Raw genomic sequence first — 11,532 nt, 5'->3', positions numbered from 1 at the left:
AAGCGGCGTCCTGTTTCGAAGCCTTTACCATCAAAAGCTTCCATTTATGCAAGACACGCTCTACTGTCCCGGCAAAAATATGTGAGAGATGACGATTATGCGGTTTGAAGGCACAAGCGCCTATATTGCGGAAAAAGATCTGAAGGTTGCGGTCAACGCCGCGATCACGCTGGAGCGACCCCTTCTGGTCAAGGGCGAACCCGGCACAGGAAAGACCGAACTTGCCAAGCAGGTGGCCTCGGCGCTGGGTCTCGAACTCATCGAATGGCATATCAAATCAACGACAAAGGCCCAGCAGGGGCTGTACGAATATGACGCCGTCTCACGCCTTCGCGACAGCCAGCTTGGCGACGACCGCGTCAATGACGTGCGCAACTACATCAAGCGCGGCAAACTGTGGGATGCATTCCGCGCGGACAAGAAGGTCGTGCTTCTGATCGACGAGATCGACAAGGCCGATATCGAGTTTCCGAACGACCTTTTGCAGGAACTCGACAAGATGGAGTTCTTTGTCTACGAGACCGGTGAAACGATCAATGCCGTGCAGCGGCCGGTCGTCATCATAACGTCCAACAATGAAAAAGAACTGCCGGACGCATTCCTGCGGCGGTGTTTCTTCCATTACATCAAATTCCCCGATGCGCCGACACTGCAGCGGATCGTCGACGTGCATTATCCGGGCATCAAACAGGAGCTGGTAAGCGCCGCGCTGACGCAGTTCTATGAAATCCGCGATGTTCCTGGCTTAAAGAAGAAACCGTCGACCTCGGAAGCGCTCGACTGGATCCGGCTTCTGGTATCAGACGATGTGGAGCCTGCGGATCTGCGCGGCAGCGCCAAGAATGCGCTTCCTAAGCTGCATGGCGCGCTGCTGAAAAATGAACAGGATGTACACCTGTTCGAGCGGCTGGCATTCATGGCGCGGCGCGACGGCGCCTAGTACAAGACGTATTTCGTTTTCCATGAAATCAGACTGACAGTTCCATGCCCATCAAGATTCCAGACCAGCTGCCTGCGCGTAAAACGCTTGAACAGGAAGGCGTGACGGTCATGACGGAGACTGCCGCGATCCGGCAGGATATCCGCCCGTTGCAGATCGGCCTCTTGAACCTGATGCCGAACAAGATCCGCACCGAGGTGCAGATGGCGCGGCTTGTCGGCGCATCGCCGCTTCAGGTGGAACTGACGCTTGTGCGCATCGGCCAGCACAAGGCCAAGAACACGCCCGAAGACCATCTGCTCGCCTTCTACAAGACGTGGGAGGAAGTCAGGCACCGCAAGTTCGACGGTTTCATCATCACCGGCGCGCCCATCGAATTGCTCGATTTCGAGGAGGTTGCCTACTGGAACGAAATGCAGCAGATTCTCGACTGGACAGTGACCAATGTCCACTCCAGCATGAATGTATGCTGGGGCGCGATGGCTGCCATCAACCACTTTCACGGGGTGCCCAAATACGCGCTGGATAAGAAGGCATTCGGGGTCTATAGGCACAACAACCTCAACCCGGCCTCGCCCTACCTCAACGGGTTTTCCGACGATTTCCAGATTCCGGTCTCGCGCTGGACGGAGGTGCGCGACAGCGACATCGATCCGGCGACCGGGCTTGAAGTGCTGATGAAGTCGGATGAAACGGGTGTGTGCCTGGTGCACGAGGCCTATTGTAACCGCTTGTACATATTCAATCATATTGAATATGATTCATTTTCGCTGGCGGAAGAGTATCATCGCGATGTCGCCCAAGGAAAACCGATCGAGATTCCGCACAATTACTTTCCGGAAGACAATCCGGAAGCAGAACCGCAGAACCGCTGGCGCAGTCACGCCCATCTTCTGTTCGGCAACTGGATCAATACGCTCTATCAGACGACGCCCTATGACATGAGCAAGATCGGCGACGACCGTACAATGAACCGGGGCGGGGATTAGGGCCAGAAAGGGAAACGCGCATGTTCATACCCTTCTTTCTGGAGCTGAAGGCGGCGAAGATACCGGTTTCGCTGCGAGAATATCTGACGCTTCTCGACGGCATGGATGCGCGCATTGTCAACTACGACGTGGAAGGGTTCTACTATCTGGCGCGCTCCGCGCTGATCAAGGACGAGCGCTTCATCGACCGTTTCGACAGGATCTTTTCCCATGTCTTCCGCGGGGTTGAGGCGGTTTCCGGAGAGGGCGGCCCGGAGGCGGTCGAACTGCCCGAGGAATGGCTGCGCAGGCTTGCCGAAAAGCACCTCAGTGAAGAGGAAAAAGCGCTGATTGAAAGCCTCGGCGGTTTTGAAAAGCTGATGGAAACACTGAAGCAACGTCTCGAGGAGCAAAAGGACAGGCATCAGGGCGGCAGCAAGTGGATCGGCACAGCCGGAACCTCGCCTTTTGGGGCCTATGGCTACAATCCCGAAGGCATCCGCATCGGCCAGAGCGAAAGCCGGCACAAGCGGGCGGTCAAGGTCTGGGACAAGCGCGATTTCAGGAATTTTGACGATTCGGTCGAACTTGGAACGCGCAATATCAAGGTTGCGCTCAAGAGGCTGCGGCGCTGGATCAGAGCTGGCGCCGAAGAGGAATTCGATCTTTCCGGCACCATCCGTTCGACGGCCGAACACGGCTATCTGGATGTGCAGACGCGACCAGAGCGCCACAACGCCATCAAGCTGTTGATGTTCTTCGACGTCGGCGGATCGATGGACGGACACATCAAGGTGGTCGAGGAGCTGTTTTCGGCGGCGCGTTCCGAGTTCAAGCACATGGAATATTTCTACTTCCACAATTGCCTCTATGAGGGCGTGTGGAAGGACAATCGGCGCCGGCACTCGGAGGTGCTGCCGACCTATAACGTGCTGCGCACCTATGGGTCGGATTACCGTGTCATCTTCGTCGGCGATGCGGCGATGAGCCCCTACGAAATTGTCTATCCGGGCGGTGCGGTCGAACACTGGAACGAGGAGGCGGGCGAGGTGTGGCTGCGCCGGGTTCTCGATCATTTTTCAAAGGTTGTCTGGATCAACCCGACTCTGGAGAAACACTGGGGCTACACCCATTCCATCGGTCTGATCAAAGAACTGTTTTCCGACCATATGTATCCACTGACGCTCGCCGGGCTGGAATCGGCAACGCGCGAACTGTCCCGCTAGCGGGACAGGTGCGGGGATAAATGCAACGCGAGATTTTTGGAAATACTGCGGACGGGACAGACATCGAGCGCGTGGAAATTCACGGAGGCGGACTGACGGCTCGCCTTATGAGCTGGGGCGCAACCCTTCAGGACCTTCACCTCGAGGGTCATAGTCCGTCGCTTGTTCTCGGCTTTTCCGAATTCGACAGCTACCCGGCCTATTCGCCCTATTTCGGCGCCACAGCCGGGCGCTATGCCAACCGGATTGCAAACGGGCGCTTCCGGCTGGACGGCGAGGACTATCAGCTCGACCGGAACCAGAACGGCGTGCACCATCTGCATGGCGGATCGCAGGGAATTGGCAAGCGGGTCTGGACAATCGCTGATCTTGGCGACGATTTCGTGCGCTTCGAAATTACAGACCCCGACGGCCATATGGGTTATCCGGGCACCTGCCGGATTGCCTGCACCTATCAATTGAAGTCCGGCGGTGTTCTTTCGATCATCCACGAGGCCGAAACCGACCGTCCGACGCTCTGCAATATAACCCATCACAGCTATTTCAATCTGGATGGCGGTGAAACAATACTCGACCACGAACTGATGATTGCGGCGGACCACTACCTGCCGGTGGATGGAAGCCTCATCCCGACGGGAGAAGTGATGCCTGTCGCGGGTACACCGCTTGACTTCCGCGAGATGAGTCCCATCAGGCATGAGGATGCCGACGGGCAGTTTGTCTATGACCACAATTTCTGCCTGTCGGATGCGCGAATGGCAAAAAGAGCCGTGGCTCTGGTGCGGAGCCTCAATTCGGGTGTGGCAATGGAAATATGGACCGGTGAGCCGGGACTCCAGTTCTATGGCGGTTCCAAGATAGCAATACCCGTCGAGGGACTGAACGGTTGGTGCTACGGCGCCCATGCCGGGCTCTGTCTTGAGAGCCAGATTTGGCCCGATTCTCCAAATCACGATCGGTTTCCAAGCGCCGTATTGCGTCCCGGGGAACAGCTTCGTCAGGAAACGGACTACATTTTTTCCCGTAGCTAGTTCGTAATTATTGGGTGTAAATCAATTATTTGACTAATTTGCTTTGCCGGCTATCCACGTGGGTGAGGTGCAGCTTGGCTTGACAATGGAGGCCGAGTAAGGATCATTATTATATAATATATAAGACTCGGTCGTCCTGGCGCGCATTGGAGGATGTGTCACTGTTGCGGCTGCCGATCCGTTCGTCTGCGGGGGAGGATTATGGACGCCATTATCGCCATCATAAAACCGCTGGCCTGGCTCAACACGGTGCTCTTGCGTATCGGCCGGAACATTGCCTGGGTGGCAATGGGGCTGATGGTCCTGATCATCGTGCTTCAGGTCGTTTTCCGCTATCTGCTCAATGACGCGTTGTCCTGGTCAGAAGAGGCCGCGCGCTTCCTGATGCTGTGGATGACCGGACTGATCGCGCCGAGCGCCTATCGCTGGGGCGGTTTCGTCTCCATCGACATCGTTCATGATCTGCTGCCAAAGCGCCTCGGCAGCGTGCTGGCGCTGGTCCTGTTGCTGGTCAGCCTGTTTGTTCTCGTGGTGGCAGTGCAACTCGGCTACAACCACGTCAATTCCGGATGGCTGTTCGCTTCGCAAACGCTGAAGCTCGATCTTAGTTCCATGGGATTGGGACTTGTCCGCGTCAAGCAGGCGTGGATGTACATGTCAGTGTTCGTGGGGGTCATCCTGCTGCTGCTGGTGAACATCGAGCTGTGCCTGAAAACACTCGCCGGGATCATCGATCCCACCCGTGAAGTGCCGGCAGACCAGGATCACCTGGTCATTACAGCGGAGTAAGCCCAATGCTGTTTTTCTTTCTTCCGCTGTTTCTCGTTTTCCTGATGGTCGGATTGCCGGTTTTCTTCGCCCTGCTTGCGGCACCAGGCATCCTGCTCTGGCTGGCTGACCAGCCGCGCGACTTCGCGCTGCTTTACAAGAATGTCTACAACGGCATGAATTCGTTCCCGCTGATGGCCATTCCGTTCTTCATGCTGGCCGGCGAGTTGATGAACCGGGGCGGCATCACGCTGCGGATCGTCGAGTTCAGCCAGTCGCTGATGGGTCACCTGCGCGGCGGGCTCGCACACGTCAACATCCTGTCGTCAATGCTGTTTGCGGGCCTGTCGGGTTCGGCCGTCGCCGATACGTCGGCGCTCGGTTCGATGCTCATTCCAGCGATGGAGAAAAACGGCTATACGCGCAGGTTCGCGGCGGCGATCACTGCGGCCTCATCGGTGATCGGGCCGATCATACCGCCGTCCGGCATCATGATCATTTATGCCTATGTTATGGGCGAATCCGTGGCTGCGTTGTTCCTTGCCGGCATTGTGCCCGGCGTCCTGGTCGGTGTCGGTCTTATGCTGATGACCGCCTATATGGCAAAGTCCAATGATTTTCCTGCGGCCGCGCCGCGCGCCAATTATCGCGAACGCGGACAGTCGTTTCTCCGGGCGTTTTTCCCGCTGATGACGCCGGTGATCATTCTTGGGGGCATCCTTGCCGGTGTCTTCACGCCGACCGAAGCCGCCGCCGTCGCCGCCGTCTACGCTTTCATTGTCTCGATGTTCATTCTGCGGACGATGGTCTGGTCCGATCTGCCCAACGTGCTGATCAAGGCGTCGCTGACGACGTCGGTCGTGCTGCTGCTGGTCGGTGCGGCAATGGCGTTCAAGACGGTGGTCAGCCTCAGCCACGCACCGGAAATCCTGGCCGGCTTCATCCTGAGCCTGACGGAAAATCCGTATCTGCTGCTGTTTCTCATCAACGTGCTTTTGTTCATTGTGGGCATGTTCCTGGATGCCGGACCGGCGATCATCATCCTCGGACCGATCCTGGCGCCGATCTTCACGGATCTTGGCGTCCATTCCGTGCATTTCGCCATCATCATGAGCGTCAATCTGACCGTCGGTCTGGCCACGCCGCCCATGGGACTGGTGTTGTTCGTGGCCTCCAGCGTCTCGGGCGTTAAGGTGGAGACAATCGCCAAGACGATCCTGCCTTTCCTTGCGGTGGAAATTCTGGTGATCTTCCTCATCACCTATTTCCCGCCGATTTCCATGGCAGTGCCGGAGTTCTTCGGATTTATCAAATAGAATAATCCGGGACAGTTCCAATAAGTGAAACATGGCAGTGGACAATTGCCGTGTGCTTGACAAGCGTCGTTCAGTCTTTAATCTTATATCTTATATAAGACTTGTCGGCGATTGAATTCGGGAGGAATGAAATGATCGCGAAAAAGACTGCTAACATCTTGGGTGCATTGGCGCTCGGGCTGACGATGACGACCACGTCCGCCATCATCGGCGGAACCGAAGCACAAGCAGCAGATTACAAACTGCGCGCAACCGCCAACTCGAACGAGAATGACGAAGACTATGACGGTCTGATCGTTTTCAAGGACTATGTCGAAAAGGCCTCCAACGGCGCCATCGAAGTTGAGCTGTTCATCGGAACGCAGCTTTGCTCAAACGGTGCGGAATGCCTGCAGGGCATTTCTGACGGGACTATCGACATTTACATTTCTACATCCGGCGGTGCTTCCGGGATCTTTCCTTATGTGCAGGTGCTCGACCTTCCCTATCTGCTGCGGGACGACCGAATTGCGGAAGAAGTGCTGAGCGAAGGCACATTTACCCGTACACTCCGTGATCTGGCACTGGCCGATTCCGGCGACACCATCCGTCTGATGACAATCGGCAACACCGGCGGCTGGCGCAACTTTGCCAACACCAAGCGGCGCGTTCAGGGCCCTGGTGACATGGAAGGCCTGAAAATTCGAACCGTCGTTGCCGACCTGCCGCAGGAGCTGGTAAAGGCTCTTGGCGCATCTCCGACGCCGATCCCGTGGCCGGAACTCTTCACCTCGTTCCAGACCGGGGTCGTGGAAGGTTCGAAAAACGGCATCACCGACATCATGGGCATGAAGTTCCCGGATGCCGGCCTGAAATACGTTACCCTTGACGGGCATGCCTACATGGGCGCGTTGTGGTGGATGAGCAACGAGCAGTTCTTGTCGATGCCGGAAGATATGCGGCGCGTCGTGGTGGACGGTTTTGCAGCGCTGCAGCAGGCAACCTTCGCGTCGCCGAAGCGCAAGTCGATCCAGGCCTATTCGGAATTTGTCGCTGAGGGCGGCGATCTTTACGTACCGACTCCGGAAGAAAAGGCCGCGTTCAAGGAAGCCGCAGCGCCGGTTTACGACTGGTTCAAAGCCAACATCAACAACGGTGAGGCCGCATTCACGGCCCTGACCGACGCTGCTGCCGGCGCCGAAGCGAAAATCGACGGCAACGCCGCGATGGATGTCAAATAGGCGGACCCGATCAATTTTGGGCCATGCCCGGATTTGACCGACGAGCAACGAGGCCGCTCACATTGTGCGGCCTTTTGCATTCGTCAGCGGAACGGGTACATCCAGGGTTTGTAGTCATTGATGAGGATCTGCGCGTGTTCGATCTGTTGCGGTGTCATTTTCTTGACCACCTCCTCAAGGCTGATCGCGGCATCGGGGTCGCCGCCGATAGCGGAAAGCACGTACCACAGATAGGCGCGGACAAGATCCGGTTCGGGCATGCCGCGTCCGACCTCGTAGTACCAGCCGATACCGGACTGGGCGCCTGGATGCCCTTTCATCGCGGAACGCAGATACCACTCGAAGGCACGCACATCGTCGCGCGGAACGCCGAGCCCCATCGCATACATCACACCGATGAGTTCCTCCGCATCGGCATTGCCGGAACGGGCAGCGGGCAGCAGTTCCTGCATCGCTTCTTCAAAGCGGTTCGTCTCCATAAGATCACGCGCCGTTTCGATGTCGGCCAACGCCGCAGCGGCGGGGAGAACGGTTGCCATGGCCAGGGCCGCAATGCGCAGTTTGAGGTGGCTCATAATAGTTTCTGCTCCCCTGATTTGCCGTTGATCGTGCCCACAGACAATAGCAACGGACTGCCGGCGGGCAAGCGCTGTTTGCGGAATAATCGTCTTGCCGCCGCTTCTCTGGCGCTGGCGCTGGTCTTTAGCGCGGGCCCTGTCCACGCCGGCGACGACGATACAACACACGTCTTGCCGCCAACCCTCAGTGAAGCGGATTTCCTGCCATTTGATGAAAAGCGGGCGGCGCTCGGCCGGCTGCTTTTCTACGATCCGGTTCTGTCGGGAAACCGCAATATTTCGTGCGGCACCTGTCATCACCACGATCTTGCAAGTGCCGATGCTTTACCGCTCGGTGTTGGCGAGGGTGGAAGGGGCATTGGCCGTAAACGAACGGTCGGCAGCGGCAGTGAGCGCATCGACCGGCGCGTGCCGCGCAATGCCCCGGCGCTGTTCAATCTGGGGCACAAGGACATCCGGCATCTCTTCCATGACGGCCGGCTCAGCGTCGACAACATATTTGGCAATGGGTTCAATTCGCCGGCTGAGGAATATCTGCCCAGGGGCCTTAATAACATCGTTGCAGCGCAGGCGCTGTTTCCCATGACTTCGGAAACGGAAATGGCGGGTCGGCCGGAGGAAAACGAAATAGCAGGAGCGCGCAACAACCGGATCGACTATGTGTGGCCGTTGCTGGCCGAGCGGGTACGCAACATATCCGGCTACGGAACCCTGTTTTTGGAAGCCTATCCGGATATCGACAAACCGGTGGACATATCAATTGTGCATATCGCCAATGCGATCGGTGATTTCGTCATTTCCGAATGGCGCTCGTTCGACAGCCCCTTTGACCGCTATCTGAATGGCGACAGCCAGGCTCTCAACGCGAAAGAGCGGGTCGGCATGACCGTGTTCTACGGCAAAGGCGGATGCGCCGCCTGCCACAGCGGGCCGCTGTTTTCGGATCAGGAATTTCATGCGCTGGCTCTGCCGCAATTCGGTCCCGGGCGCACCCGGACCTTCGACCTCATCGTGCGCGATGTCGGCCGCATGGGCGAAACCGACAGGCTCGAAGATGCCTACCGGTTCCGCACGCCGTCCCTGCGCAACAGCGCGCTGACCGGACCCTATGGTCACAATGGCGCCTATGCCAGCCTTGAGGAGATGATCCGCCACCATCTGGAGCCGCAGGCAGCTTTTGACCGCTGGAGCCGGGACCACGTTGCGCTGCCCGTCCATGAAGGGCTGGCAGATGTTGATTTTGCGGCGCTGGAAGACCGGCGCGAGCGCATGCGCGTCCGCAATGCAGTGGATATCAGGCCGGTTGACCTCAACGATCAGGAGGTGCAGCAGCTTGTCGCATTCTTGAACACGCTAACGGGCGAAAAGAGCATCAGGGGTCGGTTGGGCAGACCGCAATCGGTGCCCAGCGGGTTGCCTGTCGATTGAGCTTTTCACGCCGATGGGCCGGGAAGCGGGAATAGAAAAATCAAGTCTTGTATATTATATAAGACTTGATAAGTTGCTCCACAAAGGAGGCCCGTCTGCGCCGTCATGACCACAGTTCTTGCCGTCGGCTCCGCCGTCGTCGATTTCATATTCCAGCTCGATGAAGCACCATCCCGCTCGGAAAAGCACCGGGCGCGGGACGCGGCAATCGTTGGCGGGGGATGTGCCGCGAATGCCGCCGTTGCTGTTGCCCGGCTCGGCGGGAAGGCCATGCTGGCCGCGCGGCTTGGTGACGATGTAATTGGCGACATGATCATTTCCGACCTCGAAAAAGAGGGTGTCGACAGTAATCTCGTCAAACGTTTTGAAGAGCGCCGTTCTTCTTATTCCTCCGTCATTGTCGATCCTGACGGTGAGCGCAGCATTGTCAATTTCCGCGACATGGATATCGATTTTGGCGGCGGCTGGCTCGAACTGCAGGAACTGCCGGCATTTGACGCGGCGCTGGCCGATACCCGCTGGCCGGACGGCGCCCGGGTGGCGATGCGGGCGGCGCTGAAACGCGGCGTACCCGGCGTCATCGACGGGGAGGCGCCGGTGCGCGAAGCCCAGGCGGCGCTTATGGATGCGACACATATCGCTTTTTCGCGTCCTGGCCTGCTCGATTTCAACGACATCAACGACGTCGAAGCAGCACTCAGGCAGGCAGCAGAGGAAACCGGCGCCTGGGTCTGTGTCACCGAAGGCGGCGATGGTGTGCGCTGGCTCGACAACGGCACCATGCGGCACATGCCGGCATTCGAGGTCAAAGTGGTGGACACTCTCGGGGCGGGCGACGTGTGGCACGGTGCTTTCGCCCTAGCTCTGGCAAGGGGTGATAGCGAAAGTGAGGCGATCCGGTTCGCCAGCGCCGCATCCGCCCTCAAATGCCGGCAGTTCGGCGGCCGGTCCGGCGCGCCGACCGATAGCGATGTCACGACATTTCTCATGGAGAACGGATAATGCAACTTTCAGCCGGTAAACTCTGGGGCATGCGCCGCATGGCGGATGATGCTGGGCGCTTCAAGATGACGGCGGTCGATCAGCGTCCGCCGATCAAGAACCCCATTGCGGCCCATTACGGTGTCGAGGAGGCGCCCTATGATGACGTTGCCCGCTTCAAGGCGCTGCTGACGGAGGTTTTGCAGGATCAGTCTTCGGCAATGCTGCTCGACCCACATTTTGCCGTCCCGCGCGGTATAGGAAATCTATCGCCGACAAAGGGACTGATCGTCACGCTGGAAGATTCGCTGTTTCAGGAAACAGACGGCGGGCGGCTTTCCAGCGAGATCGACGATTGGTCGGTGGCCAAGATCAAGCGCATGGGCAGCGATGCGGTCAAGGTGCTTGCCTGGTACCGGCCGGATGCGTCAGAGGCGGTCAACACGCATCAAAAGGATTTCGTAAAGCGGATCGGCGAGGCATGCGCCCTCTACGACATTCCCTTTCTGTTTGAGTTGCTGGTCTATCCGCTTGCAAGCGATGCGCATCAGACCAAGGACTATGTCGAGCTGAAGGGCAAGAAGGCGGACGATGTGCTGGCCTCGGTCGAGGAGTTTGCGAAGCCGGACTACGGCGTTGATGTCTTCAAGCTAGAGAGCCCTCTCAATGCGGCTGACGTTCCGGGCGTCGGCAATGAAGGCTGGGAAGAAGCGCAGTCCGCGTTTGACGAAATGGGCCGCCTGGCCGGGCGCCCGTGGGTCATGCTGTCGGCAGGTGCAGGCAAGCCGCAATTCCGCAATATCCTCACCCATGCCTACCGCGCCGGCGCATCGGGCTATCTTGCGGGGCGTGCAATCTGGCTGGACGCCTTTTCGCATTTTCCGGACTGGGACCGGATGCGGGTCGGCCTCGCAAATGAGTCAGTTGACTATATGAACAATCTCAATGAACTGACCGACGGCGAAGCGCTGCCCTGGCACGCCCACGACGCCTTTACAGAAGGCGGCGCTCAGTTTTCGCCGGCCGATGCTTCGTTCCGGCACATATACAGAGATTTCGGACTGTGACCGGTCGAG

General features: G+C 58.0%; 11 protein-coding genes. 10 read left to right on the top strand and 1 reads right to left on the bottom strand.

Features of this window, described 5'->3' with window-relative positions; genetic code table 11:
• The first annotated feature begins 97 nt into the window (after nt 1–97).
• From ABVT35_RS24060 to dctP, 7 genes are all read left to right on the top strand, one after another.
• On the top strand, nt 98–940 hold the full coding sequence (locus ABVT35_RS24060; RefSeq protein WP_368470006.1) for an AAA family ATPase: 843 nt from the start codon (nt 98–100) through the stop codon (nt 938–940).
• A gap of 44 nt (nt 941–984) precedes the next feature.
• A complete protein-coding gene (gene metA, locus ABVT35_RS24055) occupies nt 985–1,929 on the top strand; it encodes a homoserine O-succinyltransferase (RefSeq protein ID WP_368470005.1) in 945 nt (314 codons plus the stop codon).
• Between the two features lie 20 nt (nt 1,930–1,949).
• Nucleotides 1,950–3,134 (top strand): VWA domain-containing protein, encoded by a 1,185-nt coding sequence (locus ABVT35_RS24050; RefSeq protein ID WP_368470004.1) that lies wholly within the window; start codon nt 1,950–1,952, stop codon nt 3,132–3,134.
• Between the two features lie 20 nt (nt 3,135–3,154).
• Nucleotides 3,155–4,165: an aldose epimerase family protein gene (locus ABVT35_RS24045; protein WP_368470002.1), complete on the top strand. Its 1,011-nt coding sequence runs from the start codon at nt 3,155–3,157 to the stop codon at nt 4,163–4,165.
• 201 nt (nt 4,166–4,366) lie between these two features.
• Complete coding sequence (locus ABVT35_RS24040; RefSeq protein ID WP_368470001.1) at nt 4,367–4,954, top strand: TRAP transporter small permease; 588 nt, start codon at nt 4,367–4,369, stop codon at nt 4,952–4,954.
• Nucleotides 4,955–4,959: 5 nt separating this feature from the next.
• Nucleotides 4,960–6,249, top strand: a complete 1,290-nt coding sequence (locus ABVT35_RS24035; protein ID WP_368469999.1) for a TRAP transporter large permease — start codon at nt 4,960–4,962, stop codon at nt 6,247–6,249.
• Between the two features lie 185 nt (nt 6,250–6,434).
• Entirely contained in the window at nt 6,435–7,469 is a 1,035-nt protein-coding gene (gene dctP, locus ABVT35_RS24030; protein WP_368470441.1) for a TRAP transporter substrate-binding protein DctP, read from the top strand.
• Nucleotides 7,470–7,552: 83 nt separating this feature from the next.
• On the opposite strand, the gene ABVT35_RS24025 is transcribed toward dctP, so the two are convergent.
• Nucleotides 7,553–8,044, bottom strand: coding sequence for a tetratricopeptide repeat protein (locus ABVT35_RS24025; RefSeq protein ID WP_368469998.1), 492 nt, complete (start codon nt 8,042–8,044; stop codon nt 7,553–7,555).
• A gap of 78 nt (nt 8,045–8,122) precedes the next feature.
• Here ABVT35_RS24025 and ABVT35_RS24020 point away from each other — a divergent pair, with 78 nt between their 5' ends.
• The 3 genes from ABVT35_RS24020 to ABVT35_RS24010 all read left to right on the top strand — a co-directional run bounded on the left by ABVT35_RS24020 (nt 8,123) and on the right by ABVT35_RS24010 (nt 11,523).
• The gene (locus tag ABVT35_RS24020) at nt 8,123–9,475 is read left to right on the top strand and encodes a cytochrome-c peroxidase (protein ID WP_368469997.1); all 1,353 of its coding nucleotides are present in this window, start codon (nt 8,123–8,125) and stop codon (nt 9,473–9,475) included.
• Between the two features lie 105 nt (nt 9,476–9,580).
• Entirely contained in the window at nt 9,581–10,477 is an 897-nt protein-coding gene (locus ABVT35_RS24015) for a PfkB family carbohydrate kinase (RefSeq protein WP_368469995.1), read from the top strand.
• On the top strand, nt 10,477–11,523 hold the full coding sequence (locus ABVT35_RS24010) for a tagatose 1,6-diphosphate aldolase (protein ID WP_368469993.1): 1,047 nt from the start codon (nt 10,477–10,479) through the stop codon (nt 11,521–11,523). The genes ABVT35_RS24015 and ABVT35_RS24010 overlap by 1 nt, the downstream gene beginning before the upstream one ends.
• The last annotated feature ends 9 nt before the right edge of the window (nt 11,524–11,532 follow it).

The organism is Hoeflea sp. TYP-13, from assembly GCF_040932035.1.
Taxonomy (GTDB): Bacteria; Pseudomonadota; Alphaproteobacteria; order Rhizobiales; family Rhizobiaceae; genus Hoeflea_A.
Note: the sequence above shows the minus strand (reverse complement) of the source record. Positions and strands in the feature narration are given on the sequence as shown.

Excerpts from the sequence above, each read along its gene's own strand:
- ABVT35_RS24035 (WP_368469999.1), top strand. The coding sequence starts at position 4,960 with ATGCTGTTTTTCTTTCTTCCGCTGTTTCTCGTTTTCCTGATGGTCGGA.
- ABVT35_RS24025 (WP_368469998.1), bottom strand. The coding sequence starts at position 8,044 with ATGAGCCACCTCAAACTGCGCATTGCGGCCCTGGCCATGGCAACCGTT.
- dctP (WP_368470441.1), top strand. The coding sequence starts at position 6,435 with ATGACGACCACGTCCGCCATCATCGGCGGAACCGAAGCACAAGCAGCA.
- ABVT35_RS24060 (WP_368470006.1), top strand. The coding sequence starts at position 98 with ATGCGGTTTGAAGGCACAAGCGCCTATATTGCGGAAAAAGATCTGAAG.
- metA (WP_368470005.1), top strand. The coding sequence starts at position 985 with ATGCCCATCAAGATTCCAGACCAGCTGCCTGCGCGTAAAACGCTTGAA.
- ABVT35_RS24050 (WP_368470004.1), top strand. The coding sequence starts at position 1,950 with ATGTTCATACCCTTCTTTCTGGAGCTGAAGGCGGCGAAGATACCGGTT.
- ABVT35_RS24040 (WP_368470001.1), top strand. The coding sequence starts at position 4,367 with ATGGACGCCATTATCGCCATCATAAAACCGCTGGCCTGGCTCAACACG.
- ABVT35_RS24010 (WP_368469993.1), top strand. The coding sequence starts at position 10,477 with ATGCAACTTTCAGCCGGTAAACTCTGGGGCATGCGCCGCATGGCGGAT.
- ABVT35_RS24045 (WP_368470002.1), top strand. The coding sequence starts at position 3,155 with ATGCAACGCGAGATTTTTGGAAATACTGCGGACGGGACAGACATCGAG.
- ABVT35_RS24015 (WP_368469995.1), top strand. The coding sequence starts at position 9,581 with ATGACCACAGTTCTTGCCGTCGGCTCCGCCGTCGTCGATTTCATATTC.